The organism is Streptomyces sp. NPDC001219 (assembly GCF_053597915.1).
The window spans coordinates 47,201-65,791 of record NZ_JBSFJF010000023.1; the positions used below are offsets into that span (position 1 = coordinate 47,201).

Below are 18,591 nucleotides of genomic sequence, written 5' to 3' on the forward strand. Positions count from 1 at the left end.
CTTCCCCGAGGTGTGCCGAGTCATTCCGTCCGGCCGGTACTCGCGCGGCCGGTCGGCGCGGCCGGACCGTCCGGCACGGGGCCACCGTGTCGCCACGGGGTAAGCCGAGGGCGTGGCCCGGGTGAGAGCCCGGTAAGAACCAGGGGTGAGAGCCGGGTAAGAAAGCCCCCGCCCCACCGGCCGCCCTGCAGCGCACCACCGGGCCCTTGGCAGACTTGCCGGGTGACCCACTCCGTACTGCTCGCCGAGGACGACCGCCCCATCCGCACCGCGCTGGAGCGTGCCCTGACCCTGGAGGGATACCAGGTCACGGCGGTCGCCGACGGCATCCAGGCGCTGGCCGCCGCACACCGCGAGCGGCCGGACGTGATCCTGCTGGACGTGATGATGCCCGGGATCGACGGGCTCCAGGTGTGCCAGGTGCTGCGCGCCGAACAGGACCGCACCCCGATCCTGATGCTGACCGCCCGGGTCGAGACCGCGGACCGGATCGCCGGCCTGGACGCCGGGGCGGACGACTACGTGGTCAAGCCCTTCGAGGTCGAGGAGGTCTTCGCCCGGCTGCGGGCGCTGCTGCGGCGGACGACGGCCGGCCCGGCCGCGGCGGAGGACGGCGGGGGCCCGGCGGCCGGGTCCGACGGTGCCGAGGAGCCCGGTGAGGCGGGCGCGGGCGCGGAAGCGGGCGGGGCGTACGAGACCCGGGTGGCGGACAGCGGTGTCGTCGAGGCGGCGGACCTGCGGATCGACGGCCCCTCGCGGCGCGCCTGGCGCGGCGAGCGGGAGCTGGAGCTGACCCGGACCGAGTTCGAGCTGCTGGAGCTGCTGGCCCGCAACGCCGGGATCGTGCTGGACCATTCGACGATCTACGACCGGATCTGGGGGTACGACTTCGGCCCCGGCTCCAAGAACCTCGCGGTGTACGTGGGCTATCTGCGGCGCAAGGTCGATGTCCCGGGCAGCCGCCCGCTGATCCACACGGTGCGTGGCGTCGGCTACGTGCTGCGGGAGGACTGAGGTGTCCGGGCCCCGCGAACGCGCCGCGACCGGGCGCCGCCGGCCGGGCGGCCGGCTGCGGGCCCGCCTGCGTTCCTGGCGGCGCGGCGGATCGGCGGCCTGGCTGCGCACCCGCAGGCCCGCCAGTCTGCGCACCGCCTTCGCGGTGGCGTTCGCCGCCGGCGCCGCCGCGGTGACCGTACTCGTCGGCTTCCTCAGCTACGACGCGGCGGCCCGGCTCGTACGGGTCGACGAGAAGTCGGTGTTCTCGCAGGTCGTCCGCGATCTGCGGGTCCAGGTCCGGGAGAAGCCGTTCGGGCCCGGCGACTACGCGACCTCCGACCCCGGCCACGACGGGCCGCGCGACGAACTCACCCGGCCGAGCCGTACCGACGTCCAGGTCCTGGGCGCCGGCGGCCGGATCGTGGAACACGGGCGCCCGGTGCTCCCGGCCGGTGCCGCGGAGCGCCGGATCGCCGCCGACGACCGGGCCGGCCAGCACGCCGAACGGGAGGCGGACATCGGCGACGAGGAGTACCACGTCGCCACCGTCGCGCTCGGCGGCGGCCGCGGGGCGGTGCAGGTCGCCCAGAAGTTCAGCGAGACCGAGGACCTGCTCTCCGCGCTCCAGCAGCGCACCGCCCTGCTGGCCGCCGCGGTCATCACGCTGGCCGGAGCGGGCGGCTGGTGGCTGGCGCGCCGGATCACCGGCCGGCTGGTGCGGCTGACCGCGGTCGCCGAGAGCGTGGCGGAGCACGGACGGCTGGACGTCCCGGTCCCGGTGGCCGGCCGCGACGAGGTCGCCCGGCTCGGGCGCGCCTTCGACGACATGCTCGGCCGGCTGGCCAGCGCCGTCCAGGACCAGCAGCGCCTCGTCCAGGACGCCGGCCACGAGCTGCGCACCCCGCTGACCTCGCTCCGTACGAACATCTCGCTGCTCAAGCGGTTCGACGAACTCCCCTCGGACGCCCGCGAGGAGCTGCTGGCCGACCTGGCGGGTGAGGCCCGCGAACTCAGCGACCTGGTCAACGAGCTGGTGGATCTGGCCGCCGGGACGCGCGATGACGACCCGCTCGCCGAGGTGGGGCTGGCCGAGGTCGCGGAGAAGGCGGCCGCCTCGGCCCGCCGCCGCACCGGCCGCGAGATCACCGTACGGACCGTCCGCCCGGCGGTGGTCGAGGGCCGGCCCGCCGCGCTGCACCGCGCGCTCACCAACCTGCTGGAGAACGCCGCCAAGTTCGACGCGGGCGGCACGGAGCCGATCGAGGTCGTGGTCACCGGCGCCCGGGTCGAGGTCCTCGACCGCGGCCCCGGCATCGCGGACGCCGATCTCACCCGGGTCTTCGACCGCTTCTACCGCGCCGCCGCCGCCCGCGGCCTGCCCGGCTCCGGCCTCGGCCTCGCCATCGTCCGCGAGATCGCCACCACCCACGGCGGCCACGCCTTCGCCACCCACCGCCCCGGCGGCGGCGCCACCCTCGGCTTCACGGTCGGCACCGGGGCGGGCGCGGGGGCGAGGAACGGCACGGGGACCGGCGGGGGGCCGGGGGAGGGCGGAGCGAGAGCCTGAGACCCGGCGCGGGACTCGTCCGGCGGTTCACGGCACGGACTTCAGGGCGCGGCACGGTGCCGTTCGCGGCCGGGTGGCGAGGTGCCGCGCCGGACAGGATGCCTACGGGGCCGGGATCACGGTGCCGTCCCGGGGCCGGGCCGCGGTCCCTCGGGCCCTTCGGGGGCGTCGTCCTTCGCCGCCTCCAGGAGGGCGCGCAGCAACTGCTCGTCCTCGCTGGTCAGCTGGGCGACGAAGCGGGCGAGCGCGGTGCCGTGGTCGGCCTGTTTGTCCAGCTCGCTGTGCATCCGCCGGGCGGTCAGCCCCGCGGAGTCCTGTATGGGCGAGTACGCGAAGCCGCGGCCGGCCCGGGAGCGGGACACCGCGCCCTTGTCGTGCAGCCGGGTGAGGATCGTGGTGACGGTGGTGCGCGCGAGCCGCCTGCCCAGTGCGCGCTGCACCTCGGCGGGGCTCAGCGGCCCCTCGGCCGCCCAGAGCACCGCGAGCACGCTCGCCTCCAGCTCACCGGACGGGCGCCGCGGCACGGGTGATGTCTCCGCCATCGAACGCCCCCACCTCCGCGTCGTCTACAGTGCCGTAGATCGTCTACGGGGCTGTAGCCGGTTGTCACCGTAGTCGGTCGGGCCGGTCGTACGGCAGGCCCGCAACCCATTATGGGAGGGGCCGGTGACATGGCCGTGGCCATCGCTTTTGCGCAGGTGACAGGGGGTTCCCAGGCCGCGCACGGGCGCGTTGCCGTCCCCGTGCCCCGCGTTCGGCAGGGCTCCCTGCCCCGCGTCTGGCCGCGCCCCTTGGTGTACGGGCCGTGACGCCGTCCGGGCCGGGACCGGAACCGGGGCCCGAGGCGGAGGAGCCACGGCCGGAGCCGGGACCCGCGGCGCAGGGGCCTCGACCGGAGCCGGCCCCGCGCCCCCGGCCGGGCCGCCGCCCCTCCACCGCCGCCCTCCTCACCCTCGCCGCCATCTGCGCGGCACTCTTCGCCGCCACGGCCCTGACCGTGTCCGTACGGAACGGCACCCCGCTCGCCGCGGAACGGGCCGCCGTCCGCTGGGCCACCGCGCATCAGGGGGAGCCGTCGCTCTCCGTGGCGCGGGCGCTGACCGCCACCGGCAGCGGGCCGGTCCCGTATCTGATGGCGGTGCTCGCCGGTCTGCTGGCCGGACGGCGGGCGCGTGGCCGGCTGCGCGCGGTGGTCTGCGCCGTCGCCGTCCTGGCCGTCGGCCAGGCGATCCGTTACGGCCTGATGGAGCTGCTCGCCCGCCCCCGCCCGCCGGGTGCCGACTGGTCGGTGTCCGCCGACGGGTACGCCTTCCCCTCTGGCCACGCCACCACGGCGGCGCTGGCCGCCGGCATCCTGGCCTGGGGCATCGCCCGGCGCGCCCGCCCCGCCGTGGCCCGCACCTGGTGCGCGGTGCTGGCCCTCTGGGCCGCCGGAGTCGGGCTCACCCGTGTCTATCTGGGCGTCCACTGGCCCGGCGACGTCCTCGGCGGCTGGTTCCTGGCGGCCGGACTCCTCGCCCTCGCGCTGCTGTTGGAGCCGTTCGCTCTCCGCCGCCGGGACGACTCCTCGCCGGGCCGGTCCGGAGGCCGCAGACCGGGCCGGCCCGGCGGCTCCTGACCGGCTCGGCCCGAAGGCTCCTGACCGGGCCCGAGGGCGCCCCACGCCCCCCATTCCCATGAATAGCTGACGATCGGTCCAGGTCTTCCCCAAGGCGGCATGGACGTGTTCCGCGCCGAGCAGCACTGTCCTGGGCGGCCACGAACGGCGAGGCCATCCCGCCCCGGCGCCGCTCACCGCAGGCATCACCGCAAGCTCAGGGGGAACGCACCGATGAACCAGCCACTCGACACCCCGCCGCCGCGGCGGGACGCCGCCGGGGCCGCCGCGGACCGTGCCCGTTGTCCGGCCGCCGTCGCCGCGGACCCCACAGCGTGCGAGGGGCCGCGGGACGCCGCCACCATCGTCGACCGCCACGGCCGGGAGTCCGCCGGCTGTGTCCACCACTGCGCCCGCCTGCTGGCCGGCCTGGAAGGCGCCCGCGTCCACCCCTTCGTCCCCGCGCCACAGGCCCTGGACGTCTACTCCCGGGCCCGCGAACTGCCGCCCTTCGCCTGGGAGATCGGCAGGTAGCGCCTGAGGCACGGCATCCCCGGGCACGGCATCCCGAGGCACAGCGCCCCTGGGCGCGGCGCCGAGGTCTTTGCGCCCACTTCACGCCTGTTGGCCGGGACATTCGGCCAACAGCGGGAAGGGGCTCCGGCCCCGGTCGCCGCCGGGGCTATGAAGAGCGGCCAGAACCAACGCCTCGCTCGCGGGAGCGACGGCCTGCCCGATGCCTGAGGGGAGTGACTGCTATGCCAGTGCCCACCTGCGTTTTAGGGAGCAGTGGAATCCGTGACTATGTGACACATGGTCACCGTGTGGACATGTTCGCCGAGTTGGGTTCCCTCACCAAGCTGGTGACCGGCACCATCCTGACCCAGCTCGCCGAAGCGGGGGTGCTGAGCCTGGACGAACCGCTCGAACACCGGCTGGACGAGGTGCCGAAAGGCACCGGAGTCACTCTCCGCCACCTCGCCGAGCACACTTCGGGTCTCCCCAGGCTCCCTCCCCGTACGGAAGCCTCCGTGCGTGACCCCTACGCGTCCTTCACGGAGCCTGTCCTGCACGAGGTGTTGTGCGGCCTGGACAAGGCGGTCACCGGGACGGTGGGCAGCAAGGAGTACTCCAACCTCGGCTACGCGGTGCTCGGCCACGTTCTCACCGCCTCCACCGGCCGCACCTTCCAGCAGCTCACCGACGAACACGTGCTCGCGCCTCTGGGGCTGCCGGCGGGCGCGGCCACCGCCGAGCCGCCCTCCGGCCGGCGGCTCGTGGCGACGGGCCTTCTCGGACGCCCCCGCCGCACCTGGGACATGTCGGGGCCGATCCTGCCGGCCGGCGGACTGTGGGCCGCCCCCAGCACCGCTGCCCGCCTCGTGGTCGGCCTCGCCGTCGACCGGGTCCTGGGCGATCCGGCCCCGACCTGGCAGCGCGGCGGGCAGGCGCTGTGGCACCTGGGGGCGACCCGCGACGCTTCGGCCTTCGCCGGGGTACACGAGGACGGCCGATGGATCTTCGTGCACCGCCTCCGCGGAAGCCCCGACCGTACGGAGCGCCTCGCCGTGAAGATGCTCCTGGAGTGCCGACGGCAGCAGGAGGGCGAGGGGTCCACCGAGAGGCCGGCGCGATGAGTCCCCCGGGGACGTGCGTCCGCCGGGGCCTGCCGTCACGCGGGCAGCGAAAAGGCCCTGACGGCGCCGGAGGACACCCGCGCGCCGGTCAGGGCCTCCGCGCTCAGCACTCGATGATGTTCACCGCCAGACCGCCCCGGGCGGTCTCCTTGTACTTGACGCTCATGTCGGCGCCGGTGTCCTTCATGGTCTTGATGACCTTGTCGAGGGAGACGTGGTGGCGGCCGTCGCCGCGCAGTGCCATACGGGCGGCGGTGACGGCCTTGACCGCGGCCATGCCGTTGCGTTCGATGCACGGGATCTGGACCAGGCCGCCGACCGGGTCGCAGGTCAGGCCGAGGTTGTGCTCCATGCCGATCTCGGCGGCGTTCTCGACCTGCTCGGGGGAGCCGCCCAGGACCTCGGCGAGGCCGCCGGCTGCCATGGAGCAGGCGGAGCCGACCTCGCCCTGGCAGCCGACCTCGGCGCCGGAGATGGAGGCGTTCTCCTTGAAGAGCATGCCGATGGCGCCGGCCGCGAGCAGGAAGCGGATGACGCCTTCCTCGTCGGCGCCGGGCACGAAGTTGACGTAGTAGTGCAGGACGGCGGGGATGATGCCGGCCGCGCCGTTGGTGGGGGCGGTCACCACCCGGCCGCCGGCCGCGTTCTCCTCGTTCACGGCCATCGCGTAGAGGGTGGTCCACTCCATGGCGTGGGCGGTCGCGTCACCTTCGGAACGCAGCTGGCGCGCGGAGTGGGCGGCGCGGCGGCGGACCTTCAGCCCGCCCGGCAGGATGCCCTCGCGGCTCATCCCGCGGCTCACACAGCTCTGCATGACCTGCCAGATCTCCAGCAGGCCGGCGCGGATCTCGTCCTCGGTGCGCCAGGCCTTCTCGTTCTCCATCATCAGGGCCGAGATGGACAGGCCGGTGTCCTGGGCCAGCCGCAGCAGCTCGTCGCCGGTGCGGAAGGGGTGGGTCAGGACCGTGTCGTCGGGCACGATCGGGTTCTCGCCCGCGACGGCGTCCTCGTCGACGACGAAGCCGCCGCCCACCGAGTAGTACGTCTTCTCCAGCAGGGGGGCGCCCGCGCCGTCGTAGGCGAAGAGCGTCATGCCGTTCGCGTGGTACGGCAGCGCGCGGCGGCGGTGCAGGATCAGCTCGTTCGACTCGTCGAAGTCGATCTCGTGGGCGGCGCCTATCTCCGCGCCCAGCAGCCGCAGCCGCTTGGTGGTGCGGATGCGCTCCACCTCGTCGTCGGCGGATTCCACGTCGACGGTCCGGGGGGAGTGGCCCTCCAGGCCGAGGAGGACGGCCTTGGGGGTGCCGTGGCCGTGGCCGGTGGCGCCGAGCGAGCCGAAGAGCTCGGCGCGCACGCGGACCGTCTCGGAGAGCAGGCCGTCCTTCTTGAGGCGCCCGACGAACATCCGGGCGGCGCGCATCGGGCCCACGGTGTGGGAGCTGGAGGGGCCGATGCCGATGGAGAAGAGGTCGAAGACGGAGATGGCCACGGAGGCGGACTCCCTTGTCTGCTCGTGATGGACGGTGGAGCTGGGGGGTGAAGGGGAGATTCTGCGCCGGTTTCCGAGCGTAACGCGGACCCGGCGCGGTGCCGTCAGACGGAGACCATCCGGTGTCCGTCGTCGGTGGTGACGGTGGGTGCCGGGGTGGTTTCGGCGGGGGACGGCTCGCCGGTCAGGCCCCGTGCGTGGGCCCTGACCCCGGAGCGCACCGCCCAGAAGTAGAAGAGCGGGGCGGTGACCGCGATCACAGCGGTGCCCAGCTCGCCGGGGAGGAGGCCCCGGCCGCCGAACTCCTCGCCGCCCAGCGCGGAGACCGTGGCCGTCCACACCAGGAAGAGGATCATCCACCAGGCCGGGGCGAACTGCCGCAGCAGGCCCGCCGCCCGGCCGCCCTCGCCGGCCGCCCCGTTGCCTCGCGCGATCCGGTCCCGGCGCCACAGCACCACGGCGGCGACCGGCGCGGACACCAGCGTCAACAGCGTGATCTTGCCCGTCTCCGGCCACTTCGACCAGTACAGCGCGCAGGCGGCGAAGGCGAAGGTGACCGGGCACAGCACCCCGGCGGCCGGCAGCCGGAAGGGACGGGGCAGGTCCGGGCGGGTCCGCCGCAGCACCCCCACCGCGACCGGGCCGATCAGATACGAGATGACCATGGCCGCCGAGACCACCCCGGCCAGCGCCTGCCAGCTGCGGCCGACGGTGAGCAGCAGTACGACGGAGAAGCCGAGGTTGAGCCACATCGCGGGGCGGGCGGTGCCGTAGCGGGGGTGCACGGCCGCCAGCTTCCGGGGGAAGAACCCGGTCTCGGCGAGGTTGGTGACCATGTAAGCGGCCGAGGCGACATTGGCGATGTTGGACCCGGCCGGCGAGATGAAGGCGCCGAACTGGAGCATGGTGACCACCCAGTGCAGCATCAGCAGCCCCGCCAGGTCGGCGAACGGAGAGTTGAGGTTCACGCCCTGCCAGCCGCCGGACCGCTCCAGCAGCTCCGGCGGCACCGAGCCGAGGTACGCGGCCTGCAGCGCCAGGTAGATCACCAGGCCCAGCGCGAGCGCGCCGACCAGGGCGAGCGGGATGGCCCGGCCCGGGTTCTTGGCGGCCCCGCCGAGGTTGACCACGGCCTGGAAGCCGTTGAAGGCGAAGACCACACCGCAGGTGGTGACGGCGGTGAGCACGGCCGGCCAGCCGTACGGGGCGAAGCCGCCGTGCGCGGTGAAGTTCGAGGTGTGGAAGCCGGACCCGATCAGGGCGACCACCGCCAGCACCGGGATGGCGAACTTGACCAGGGTGAGCACCGTGTTGGCGCGGGCCAGCAGCTGCACCGACCAGAAGCAGGTCAGCCAGAGCGCGAGGGTCAGGACCAGCGCCATCGCCGTGCCGGACAGGGTCAGCTGATGGGTGGCCGGATCGACCAGGCCCTGCGCCCAGTCGAAGCTCCAGGACGTCATGTACTGGGTGGCGGCGATCGACTCGATCGGGATCAGCGAGGCGGTCGCGATCCACACCGCCCAGCCGGTGAGGAAGCCGAGGACCGGGCCGTGCGAGAGGTGCCCGTAGCGGGCCATCCCGCCGGGGATCGGGTAGGCCGAGCCGACCTCCGCATACGACATCGCGATCATGCCGATGAAGATCACGCCGATCACCCAGGCGACCAGTGCGGCGGGGCCCGCCACCTGGGCGGCGGAGCCGGCTCCGAAGAGCCATCCGGAGCCGAAGATCGAGCCTATGCCGATCATGATCAGGGCGAAGAGGCTGAGCCCCTTGCGCCCGCCGGCGCTCATGTCCATGGAAAGTGTCGTCCGTCCTGCTGGTGCCGCATGCCCCCTCGCTGCCGAAGGGCCGTTGACGTATGCCGCCGACACCTTATTTCGGCCAAATGACAGGAATGGCACCGCGCTGTCGGCCCCCCGGCGCGCACCGGCCCCCGCACACCGTGAGCCCGGGGCCAACAGCCCCGGGCTCACGGCCCGTTCACGCCCGGACCGCCGTCAGCCGGCGGTCCGGGAGATCACCGCATGAGACGCGTCACAGCGCCGGGTAGAGCGGGAACTTCTCCGCGAGCGCGGTGACCCGGGCCTTGAGGGCCTCGGTGTCGTGGCCCGGCTTGAGGGTCTCGGCGATGATGTCGGCGACCTCGCGGAAGTCCTCGGCCTGGAAGCCGCGGGTGGCCAGGGCCGGGGTGCCGATCCGCAGGCCGGAGGTGACCATCGGCGGGCGGGGGTCGTTCGGGATCGCGTTGCGGTTGACGGTGATGCCGACCTCGTGGAGACGGTCCTCGGCCTGCTGGCCGTCCAGCTCGGAGTCGCGCAGGTCGACCAGGACGAGGTGGACGTCGGTGCCGCCGGACAGCACCGAGACGCCGTACTCCTTGACGTCGTCCTGGACGAGACGCTCGGCCAGGATGCGGGCGCCGTCCAGGGTGCGCTGCTGGCGCTCCTTGAAGTCCTCGGACGCGGCGACCTTGAAGGAGACGGCCTTGGCGGCGATGACGTGCTCCAGCGGGCCGCCCTGCTGACCGGGGAAGACCGCTGAGTTGATCTTCTTGGCCAGCTCCTGGGTGGACAGGATCACACCGCCGCGGGGACCGCCGAGGGTCTTGTGGGTGGTGGTGGTGACCACGTGGGCGTGCGGCACGGGGGAGGGGTGCAGACCCGCCGCGACCAGGCCGGCGAAGTGCGCCATGTCGACCATGAGGTAGGCGCCCACCTCGTCGGCGATCCGGCGGAACGCGGCGAAGTCGAGCTGGCGCGGGTAGGCGGACCAGCCGGCCACGATCAGCTTGGGGCGGTGCTCCTTGGCGAGGCGCTCGACCTCCTCCATGTCGACCAGGTTCGACTTCTCGTCGACGTGGTAGGGCACCACGTTGTAGAGCTTGCCGGAGAAGTTGATCTTCATGCCGTGGGTGAGGTGGCCGCCGTGGGCGAGGTTGAGGCCCAGGATGGTGTCGCCCGGCTTGATGAGGGCGAACATGGCGGCGGCGTTGGCCTGCGCACCGGAGTGCGGCTGCACGTTGGCGGCCTCGGCGCCGAAGAGCGCCTTGATGCGGTCGATGGCGATCTGCTCGACCACGTCGACGTGCTCACAGCCGCCGTAGTAGCGGCGGCCGGGGTAGCCCTCGGCGTACTTGTTGGTGAGGACGGAGCCCTGGGCCTCCATGACGGCGACGGGGGCGAAGTTCTCCGACGCGATCATCTCGAGGGTGGACTGCTGGCGGTGGAGCTCGGCGTCGACGGCGGCGGCGACGTCGGGGTCGAGCTCATGGAGGGAGCTGTTCAGAAGCGACATGAGATCTTCCTGGGGAGTCAGGCGGTGCGCGGGGCCCCCGGACGGGGTCCGGGGGGCTTCCACACGGGCGGTGGCGGGTCGGAGGTCCCCCGTCCGGGCGGCGCCGGGAGCGGGGGCGAGCCGGGGCTCAGCTCTGGATGAAGGCGGCGTACTCGTCGGCCGAGAGCAGGTCGCCCGGCTCGCCGCTGATCTTCACCTTGAACAGCCAACCGCCCTCGAACGGGGCGGAGTTCACCAGTGAGGGGTCGGTGACGACGTCCTCGTTGATCTCGGTGATCTCACCGTCGACGGGCGAGTAGAGGTCGCTGACCGACTTGGTCGACTCCAGCTCGCCGCAGGTCTCGCCCGCCGCGACCGTGGAACCGACCTCAGGGAGCTGGACGAACACGACGTCGCCGAGCGCGTTGGCCGCGTGCTCGGTGATGCCGACCGTCGAGGCGCCGTCCTCGGCGCCCGACAGCCACTCGTGCTCCTTGCTGTAGCGCAGCTGCTGGGGGTTGCTCATGGCTCGATTCTCCTGTACGCGAGGGTGTGATCGTGAAGGGGGGCACTCCCCCAGCCACCGCTGGGGGTACCCCCACCCGGACCGGGTCCGGGGGAGTCCCGGGGGTGGCGGGACGCGGGGGGCGCGCCGCCGCCGGTGGCCGCTACTTCTGCCGCTTGTAGAACGGCAGAGCGGTGACCTCGTACGGCTCATGGCTTCCACGGATGTCCACACAGACACCCTCGGTGCCCGGCGTGGCGTACGCCGCGTCGACATAGGCGATGGCGACGGGCTTGCCGAGCGTGGGGGAGGGGGCCCCGGAGGTGACCTCGCCGATGACCGTGCCGTCGGCCGTGACGACCGGGTATCCGGCGCGCGGCACCCGGCGGCCCTGGGCGATCAGGCCGACCAGCTTGCGCGGCGGCCGGGTCTCGGCGCGTTCGGCGGCCGTGGCCAGTGCCGCGCGGCCCACGAAGTCTCCGCCGTTGGAGGTCTTCTCGAACTTCACGACCCGGCCCAGGCCCGCGTCGAACGGCGTGGTCGCGGTGGTCAGCTCGTGCCCGTACAGCGGCATGCCCGCCTCCAGGCGCAGGGTGTCCCGGCAGGACAGCCCGCAGGGCACCAGCCCGGTGTCCTTGCCCGCCGCGGTCAGCGCCTCCCAGAGGGCGACCGCGTCGGCCGGCCGGACGAACAGCTCGAAGCCGTCCTCACCGGTGTAGCCGGTACGGGCGATCAGGGCCTGCACCCCGGCGACCGTGCCGGGCAGCCCCGCGTAGTACTTCAGCCCGTCCAGATCGGCGTCCGTGAGCTGCTTGAGGATGCCGGGGGACTCCGGGCCCTGCACCGCGAGCAGCGCGTAGGCGTCCCGGTCGTCGCGGATCGCGGCGTCGAAGCCGCCCGCCCGCGCGGTCAGCGCGTCCAGCACCACCTGGGCGTTGGAGGCGTTGGCGACGACCATGTACTCCTGGTCGGCGAGGCGGTAGACGATCAGGTCGTCGAGGATGCCGCCGGCCTCCTCGCAGATCATGGTGTAGCGGGCGCGGCCCGTCTTGACGCCGCCGATGTTGCCGACCAGCGCGTAGTCGAGGAGGTCGGCGGCCTGCGGGCCGGTGACGGTGATCTCGCCCATGTGGGAGAGGTCGAAGAGGCCGGCGCGGGTGCGGACGGCGACATGTTCGTCGCGCTCGCTGCTGTAGCGCAGCGGCATGTCCCAGCCGGCGAAGTCGGTCATGGTCGCGCCGAGCGCGCGATGGGTGGCGTCCAGCGCGGTGCGACGGGGGGCATCAGTCATGGTTCTGGGCTCCCAGGCAGGGGTGACAAGACGTTCTCCCCATCTGTCATCGGAACCTGAGAGGTTCACCGGGATACCGCGAACGGACCCGGTTTGCACCTTGGGTGGAGCCGGCCCACGGGCTGCGGCTCGCTTTTCAGATCTGCCTCGCCCGCGCGGTATAGGGGCCTGAGAGATTCAAGGGAGGACTTGCTCCTTCGGCGCCCCGCCATCACGGCCGGGGACTCTCCCGCGCAGGTTACAAGCGGCCGGTATGCAGTTGGCGGTGCACGGGTGAGCTGTGATGTGCACGTGGCGGCCACATCATTACACGGGAACGCCGGATAAAGGAGCCCCAGCCGCCGTACCGTCCACGACATGGGCGGATCGCACAATCACCTTGATGGGCATTACCTTTTCTTGACACTCTGCGGGTAGGGGACGGAACCAAACCGGACCAGAACGGGCGGGGAGGGCGATCACGGTGCACAGTGAAGCGGCATTCGGGGCGACTTCAGGGGTCGTGCCCCCGGGCGCCGCGCCGGCGGCGCCGTCCGCCGCCAGGACCCGGACCGGCCGTGCGCCGCGGTCCGTCCTCCGGCCGGGGCGCGGCGCCGCGGTCGTGGACCTGCGGGGCGAGGCGCGGGCCCCGGGCGCCGCCGAGCTGCGGTTCCCGGCCGGCGACCTGGTGGTGGTCTCCGGGCTGCCGGGCAGCGGCAAGAGCACCTTCATGCACCGCGTCGTACCGCCCCTGGACGGGCGCGGCGCCGAGGTGTACCGCATCGACTCACAGGACGTCCGCGAGCGCTGGGAGCGCGGCAGGCTGCGCCGGCTGCCGTACGGCCTCTACCGCCCGCTGGTGCGGGCCGCCCACTATCTGACCCTGCGCCGCGCACTGCGCTCCGGTCACAGCGTGGTGGTGCACGACTGCGGAACTCTGGCGTGGGTGCGCCGCTGGATCGCGCGCGCGGCGCTGCGCGGCGGCCGCGGTGCGCATCTGGTGCTGCTCGACGTGGCACCCGAGGTGGCGCTCTCCGGCCAGGAGTCACGGGGACGCGGGGTGTCCGGGTACGCCTTCGCACGCCACCGCGGGGCGGTGGGCCGACTGGTCGGCGCCGCCGAGTCGGCCCGGCTGCCGGAGGGCTTCCGCTCGGCCGTCCTCCTCGACCGGCGCGCGGCCGGCGCGCTGGAGACGCTCACGTTCCACTAGTCGCCGGACACCGCCCCCGCACGCCACCGCGCGCGTCTTCTCGTTTAGTGTCTTTGGCCAGATGGCGCGGTTGGGAACGGGTGGGACACATGACATTTCCGGAGCAGGGGATACCGCAGCTGGCATGGCCGGCGAACGAGCTCGAAGAGGTGCTGTCCGCTTCGGTCGGACACCCGGGCGCCGGGGGCCGGATCGTCGAGGTCCTCGGCCGTAGCCGGCTGTGGGTGCCGCTGCCCGAAGGCGGCGGCCCGGAGAGCGCGGGCCCCGGCGCGGGCGGCCTCGACCTGCCCACCGTCGAGCTCGACGGTGCGCCCTACGTCCCGGTCTACAGCTCCGAGCAGGAGTTCCTGCGGGTGATCGGCTCGCACATGTCCTTCACCGTCGCCCCGGCACGGGAGTTCGCCCGCGGGCTGCCGCCGCAGCTCGGTATCGCGGTCAACCCCGACGGCACGGTCGGCGTCCCGCTGCCGCCGCCCGCGGTGGCCGAGCTGTGCCGGGACCGGCATGGGGGCCACCACGACATCGAGGGGTTGCCGAGCGGCGGCCGGGTGCGGCTCTTCGAGCCGGACTGGCAGGACGAGCCGGTGGACTTCCTGGCCGCGGCCGGACTGGAGTTCTCCGGCGCCGGAATTGTCCTGAGTGCCCGGCGTGCCCTGGCAAGCGTCGAGGGCGACACGCCCGCGCTGTTCGTCGGTGTTCAGGTCGCCGCCGACGTCGTCGCCCTCCAGGACGGCACCGCCCGCCAGGCGGTACTGTCAGCCCTGGGACGTGCGCTCGGCACGGTGCCGCTGCCCTGGCCCGTTCAGCTCGTCATGCTCGACCTCGCCCAGGGTGACCCGGTCGCCGGCTGGATGCTGGAGCGTGTGCGGCCCTTCTACGCCCGGGACCACTCGTAGGGCAAGCCCTAAGCTGGTTGGATGACAGGCGGGCGCACCCCACGTGCCCTGCCGAGAGAAGGGACGGACCACGTGAGCGCGGGTGCGCATCAGGGACCGGCGGCGGCCGGACAGCTGGAGCAGCTGCTCCAGCAGATCTCGCCCGGCCGTTACGACGCCTATGAAGCACTGCTGCACGCGCTCGCCGCGGGCCAGGTCTGGATGCTGCTCTGGCAGGGCCGGGCCGGTATGCCCGACGCGCAGTACGGAAACATGGAGGTCGAGGGCCTCGGCTACGCGCCGTGTGTGACCTCGGCGCCCGAACTCGCCGCCTCCGGCTGGAACCGCGACCACGAGGTGGTCACCGGCCCGGAGATCGCCGCCGCGCTCTTCCCCGACCGCTGGGGCCTGTGGCTGAATCCGCACGCCCCCGGCGGCGGTGTCGGTATCCCCTGGCTCGATCTGCGCCGGATCGCCGGCGGCCTCGACCGGCTGCCCGCCGGCCCGCTGCGGATCTCGGAACCGGTCATCGACATCCCGCAGTTCTACGCACTCCTCGCCCAGAACGCGCACCGTACGCCCGCGGTGCGGTCGCTGCGCCGGGCCTGGGTGCAGCCCGCGCTCGGTGCCCCGTATCTGGCGATCGGCCTGGATCTGTACGACACCGGCCAACCGGCGGTGGACTCGGTGCGGTTGATGATCCAGCAGTCGATCGGCGCGGTCCCGGACGGCCTGCCCGTCTCCACGGTCGCGATGAACGACGAGTACGACCCGGTCGGCATGTGGATGCGGGCCTCCACGCGCCCGTTCTTCGACCGCGACGGCTATGTCCAGCCGCCGGCCCCCGCGCCCTCCTACGGTTACGGCTACCCGCGTCCGTACTGACGCCGGACGGTCGCGCTCCGGCGTGACCCCGGCGTGAATTCGCCCCATGCGTCCCGTGGTTGAGCCCCTTTCCCACGGGTTTGTGCTCCGCTCAGCCCGAACTGGTGTCCGTATAACGGAAAGCCGCGGAACACATCACAGTTACGCATCCTTTCCCCTTCAGGGCTGGTGACTGATCGCGAATCGGATGAAGACTCCGGCAACACAGGGTCTCGGCCCGATGTACGAGCGTCATCCCTTTACGGCGTCGCGCGCACCTTTCGAACCTCATATCAGGCGAACTCCCGCGATGCCGGCACGACTTGCACCAGTGATGTGAATCAGGCCGTTACCGCGGCGTCGCATGGGCCGGCCTCTGTCGGCCGAGAGGGGTCAAGGGCACCGTGACCGCACCGATCGAGACCACCGGAGCAGCTGCTGAGGCGCAGCCGGAAGCGGTGCTGAAAGGCGTGGAAGGAAAGCAGATCGAGGGGCGCTCGCTCGGTCAGATCGCCTTGCTGCGCTTCCGGCGGGACAGGGTCGCGGTGGCCGGTGCCATCGTTGTCATCCTGCTCATCCTCGTCGCCGCGCTCTCCCGTCCCCTCCAGTCCCTGCTGGGGCTGGACCCCAACAGCCCCCACCAGTCGCTGATCGATCCCAACACCACGCTTCCCAAGGGCGACTTCGGCGGGATGAGCGGGGACCACCCCCTGGGGGTGGACCCGAAGTTCGGCCGCGATCTGCTCGCCCGGATCTTGGAGGGCTCGTGGGTCTCGCTGATCGTGGCGTTCGGCGCGACCCTGCTGTCGGTCGCCATCGGCACCGTGCTCGGTGTGGTCGCCGGCTTCTACCGGGGGCGGGTGGACGCCGTCATCAGCCGGATGATGGATGTCTTCCTGGCCTTCCCGCTGCTGCTGTTCGCCATCGCGATCTCCGCCTCGCTGCAGGGCGGCGCCTTCGGCCTGGAGGGCCTGCCGCTGCACATCTCGGTACTCATCTTCGTCATCGGATTCTTCAACTGGCCCTACATGGGGCGGATCGTGCGCGCGCAGACGCTCTCGCTGCGTGAGCGGGAGTTCGTGGACGCCGCCCGCGGCATGGGGGCGCGCGGGCCGTTCATCCTCTTCCGGGAGCTGCTGCCCAACCTGGTGGGGCCGATCATCGTCTACTCGACGCTGCTGATCCCCTCCAACATCCTCTTCGAGGCGGCGCTGAGCTTCCTGGGCGTCGGTATCCAGCCGCCGCAGGCGTCCTGGGGCGGCATGCTCAACCAGGCGGTCAAGTACTACGAGGTCGACCCCCAGTACATGATCGTCCCCGGCCTCGCGATCTTCGTCACCGTGCTGGCGTTCAACCTGCTCGGTGACGGTCTGAGGGACGCGCTGGACCCACGCAGCCGCTGATGGCCGTGCCTGGCACCCGCTCAGAAGTCTCACCAGCGTTTTTCGAAGTCACGCAGTTTCCACGTATCGACGTATCGACGTTTCTCGACGAACGAAGGGGACACCGACCATCATGCGAAGGTCAGTTCCGGTCGCGGCGATAGCGGCCATCACCAGTGCGGGCCTTGTGCTGGCCGGCTGCAGCGGGGGCAAGGGCTCCTCGGACGGCGCGGGCGAGGCCAACGCCGCCACCAAGGGCGTCGTCAACGCCTCGGACGCGAAGGGCGGCACGGTCACCTACGCGATCAGCGACGCCCCCGAGTCCTTCGACCCGGGCAACACGTACTACGCCTTCATCTACAACTTCAGCCGCCTCTACGCGCGCCCGCTCACCACCTTCAAGCCGGCCCCCGGCACCAAGGGCAACGAGCTGGTGCCGGACCTCGCCGAGTCCATGGGCAAGCCCAGCGACGGCGGGAAGACCTGGACGTACAAGATCCGCAAGGGCGTCAAGTACGACGACGGGTCCGAGGTCACCTCGCAGGACGTCAAGTACGCCGTGGAGCGCAGCAACTTCGCGCGTGACACCCTCTCGCTGGGGCCGAACTACTTCCAGCAGTTCCTCAAGGACAACGAGGGCGGCTACAAGGGTCCCTACAAGGACAAGAGCAAGGCCGGTCTGAAGTCCATCGAGACCCCGGACGACCAGACGGTCGTCTTCCACCTGAAGAAGCCGTTCGCCGAGTTCGACTACCTGGTGAGCGCCCCGCAGACCGCTCCGGTCCCGCAGGCCAAGGACAAGGGCGCCGACTACACCAAGTCCGTGCTGTCCACCGGCTCGTACAAGTTCGAGAGCTACGAAGAGGGCAAGAAGCTCACCCTGGTCCGCAACCCGCAGTGGTCCGCGAAGACCGACCCGCTGCGCAAGCAGCTGCCGGACAAGATCGTGCTGAACCTGAAGGTCGCCCAGTCGACGATCGACAAGGACCTCAAGTCCGGGAACACCCTGGTGGACCTGGCCGGCCGTGGTGTCGACGGGCAGACGCAGGCCCAGCTGCTGACCAACTCCGCGGAGAAGGCCAACACCGACAACGCGCTCGGGCAGCGGCTGGTCTACACGGCGCTCAACACCAAGGTGAAGCCGTTCGACAACATCGAGTGCCGCAAGGCCGTCGAGTACGCGATCGACAAGAAGGCCGTCCAGACCTCCCTCGGCGGCCCGATCCGCGGTGAGCTGGCCTCCACGGTCCTGCCCACCGACATCGACGGCTACCAGAAGTTCGACCTGTACCCGCAGAAGTACGACGGGGACAAGCTGGACCTGACCGAGGCCAAGAAGCACTGGGACAAGTGCGGCGCCGGCAAGACCACGACCACGATCCTGGCCCGCAACGACCGCCAGGACGAGGTCGACGCGGCCACCTCGGTCATCGACTCGCTCAAGAAGATCGGCGTCACCGCCAAGATCCAGTCCTACCCGACCAGCAAGTACTTCTCGGACTACGCCGGTGTGCCGAAGTTCAACAAGAAGAACAACGTCGGCCTGATCATGATGCAGTGGGGCTCGGACTTCCCGACCGGCTACGGCTACCTCCAGCAGATCCTCAACGGCAAGGCGATCAGCCAGTCCGGCAACACCAACCTGTCGGAGCTGGACGACCCGGAGATCAACAAGCTGCTCGAGAGCGCCATCGCCGACACCGACAAGGCGGCCCGCGAGAAGGCGTACGCCGAGATCGACAAGAAGACGATGGAGCAGGCGGCGATCGTCCCGCTCACCTACTTCAAGGTCCTGATGTACCGCTCGCCCAAGGCCACCAACCTGGTGTCCACCTCGGCCTTCAGCGGTCAGTACGACTACCTCAACATCGGCGTCAAGAAGTAGCAGCCCTGGAAGGCAGGTGAAGGCATTGGTGTCCGCGG

Annotated in this window: 16 protein-coding genes and 2 riboswitches; of the genes, 10 read left to right on the forward strand and 6 right to left on the reverse strand. The window is 71.9% G+C overall.

Annotated features, from left to right (window positions below; translation table 11 throughout):
* The first annotated feature begins 222 nt into the window (after positions 1 to 222).
* Both ACWC9R_RS17400 and ACWC9R_RS17405 read left to right on the forward strand, forming a co-directional pair.
* A complete protein-coding gene (locus ACWC9R_RS17400; RefSeq protein ID WP_450732430.1) occupies positions 223 to 1,014 on the forward strand; it encodes a response regulator transcription factor in 792 nt (263 codons plus the stop codon).
* A gap of 1 nt (position 1,015) precedes the next feature.
* Positions 1,016 to 2,563 carry an ATP-binding protein gene (locus tag ACWC9R_RS17405; protein ID WP_450732432.1) on the forward strand — a complete coding sequence of 516 codons (1,548 nt, stop codon included), beginning with the start codon at positions 1,016 to 1,018 and terminating at the stop codon, positions 2,561 to 2,563.
* Between the two features lie 116 nt (positions 2,564 to 2,679).
* On the opposite strand, the gene ACWC9R_RS17410 is transcribed toward ACWC9R_RS17405, so the two are convergent.
* Positions 2,680 to 3,105 carry a BlaI/MecI/CopY family transcriptional regulator gene (locus tag ACWC9R_RS17410; protein WP_450732434.1) on the reverse strand — a complete coding sequence of 142 codons (426 nt, stop codon included), beginning with the start codon at positions 3,103 to 3,105 and terminating at the stop codon, positions 2,680 to 2,682.
* Positions 3,106 to 3,368: 263 nt separating this feature from the next.
* Between ACWC9R_RS17410 and ACWC9R_RS17415 the strand changes: the two genes are divergently transcribed.
* The 3 genes from ACWC9R_RS17415 (at position 3,369) to ACWC9R_RS17425 (ending at position 5,797) form a co-directional block, all read left to right on the forward strand.
* Positions 3,369 to 4,181, forward strand: coding sequence for a phosphatase PAP2 family protein (locus ACWC9R_RS17415; RefSeq protein WP_450732436.1), 813 nt, complete (start codon positions 3,369 to 3,371; stop codon positions 4,179 to 4,181).
* A gap of 213 nt (positions 4,182 to 4,394) precedes the next feature.
* Positions 4,395 to 4,694 (forward strand): hypothetical protein, encoded by a 300-nt coding sequence (locus tag ACWC9R_RS17420; protein WP_450732438.1) that lies wholly within the window; start codon positions 4,395 to 4,397, stop codon positions 4,692 to 4,694.
* Between the two features lie 296 nt (positions 4,695 to 4,990).
* Entirely contained in the window at positions 4,991 to 5,797 is an 807-nt protein-coding gene (locus tag ACWC9R_RS17425) for a serine hydrolase domain-containing protein (protein WP_450732523.1), read from the forward strand.
* A gap of 103 nt (positions 5,798 to 5,900) precedes the next feature.
* On the opposite strand, the gene ACWC9R_RS17430 is transcribed toward ACWC9R_RS17425, so the two are convergent.
* The 5 genes from ACWC9R_RS17430 to gcvT all read right to left on the reverse strand — a co-directional run bounded on the left by ACWC9R_RS17430 (position 5,901) and on the right by gcvT (position 12,358).
* Positions 5,901 to 7,286 carry an L-serine ammonia-lyase gene (locus ACWC9R_RS17430; RefSeq protein ID WP_450732440.1) on the reverse strand — a complete coding sequence of 462 codons (1,386 nt, stop codon included), beginning with the start codon at positions 7,284 to 7,286 and terminating at the stop codon, positions 5,901 to 5,903.
* Positions 7,287 to 7,390: 104 nt separating this feature from the next.
* Positions 7,391 to 9,085 (reverse strand): APC family permease, encoded by a 1,695-nt coding sequence (locus tag ACWC9R_RS17435; RefSeq protein WP_450732442.1) that lies wholly within the window; start codon positions 9,083 to 9,085, stop codon positions 7,391 to 7,393.
* A 238-nt stretch (positions 9,086 to 9,323) separates the two neighbouring features.
* Positions 9,324 to 10,583, reverse strand: a complete 1,260-nt coding sequence (glyA, locus tag ACWC9R_RS17440) for a serine hydroxymethyltransferase (RefSeq protein WP_450732444.1) — start codon at positions 10,581 to 10,583, stop codon at positions 9,324 to 9,326.
* A gap of 127 nt (positions 10,584 to 10,710) precedes the next feature.
* Positions 10,711 to 11,088, reverse strand: coding sequence for a glycine cleavage system protein GcvH (gene gcvH / locus ACWC9R_RS17445; protein ID WP_450732446.1), 378 nt, complete (start codon positions 11,086 to 11,088; stop codon positions 10,711 to 10,713).
* A gap of 142 nt (positions 11,089 to 11,230) precedes the next feature.
* Positions 11,231 to 12,358 (reverse strand): glycine cleavage system aminomethyltransferase GcvT, encoded by a 1,128-nt coding sequence (gene gcvT, locus ACWC9R_RS17450; RefSeq protein ID WP_450732447.1) that lies wholly within the window; start codon positions 12,356 to 12,358, stop codon positions 11,231 to 11,233.
* A 33-nt stretch (positions 12,359 to 12,391) separates the two neighbouring features.
* Positions 12,392 to 12,504, reverse strand: a riboswitch (glycine riboswitch).
* A riboswitch (glycine riboswitch) is annotated at positions 12,505 to 12,600 on the reverse strand.
* Between the two features lie 221 nt (positions 12,601 to 12,821).
* Between gcvT and ACWC9R_RS17455 the strand changes: the two genes are divergently transcribed.
* The 5 genes from ACWC9R_RS17455 to ACWC9R_RS17475 all read left to right on the forward strand — a co-directional run bounded on the left by ACWC9R_RS17455 (position 12,822) and on the right by ACWC9R_RS17475 (position 18,553).
* Positions 12,822 to 13,547: an AAA family ATPase gene (locus ACWC9R_RS17455; protein ID WP_450732448.1), complete on the forward strand. Its 726-nt coding sequence runs from the start codon at positions 12,822 to 12,824 to the stop codon at positions 13,545 to 13,547.
* Between the two features lie 89 nt (positions 13,548 to 13,636).
* Positions 13,637 to 14,443 (forward strand): enhanced serine sensitivity protein SseB, encoded by an 807-nt coding sequence (locus tag ACWC9R_RS17460; RefSeq protein WP_450732449.1) that lies wholly within the window; start codon positions 13,637 to 13,639, stop codon positions 14,441 to 14,443.
* Between the two features lie 72 nt (positions 14,444 to 14,515).
* Positions 14,516 to 15,307, forward strand: a complete 792-nt coding sequence (locus ACWC9R_RS17465; RefSeq protein WP_362608799.1) for an enhanced serine sensitivity protein SseB C-terminal domain-containing protein — start codon at positions 14,516 to 14,518, stop codon at positions 15,305 to 15,307.
* 383 nt (positions 15,308 to 15,690) lie between these two features.
* Positions 15,691 to 16,689, forward strand: a complete 999-nt coding sequence (locus tag ACWC9R_RS17470; protein WP_450732451.1) for an ABC transporter permease — start codon at positions 15,691 to 15,693, stop codon at positions 16,687 to 16,689.
* A 112-nt stretch (positions 16,690 to 16,801) separates the two neighbouring features.
* On the forward strand, positions 16,802 to 18,553 hold the full coding sequence (locus ACWC9R_RS17475; protein WP_450732453.1) for an ABC transporter substrate-binding protein: 1,752 nt from the start codon (positions 16,802 to 16,804) through the stop codon (positions 18,551 to 18,553).
* The last annotated feature ends 38 nt before the right edge of the window (positions 18,554 to 18,591 follow it).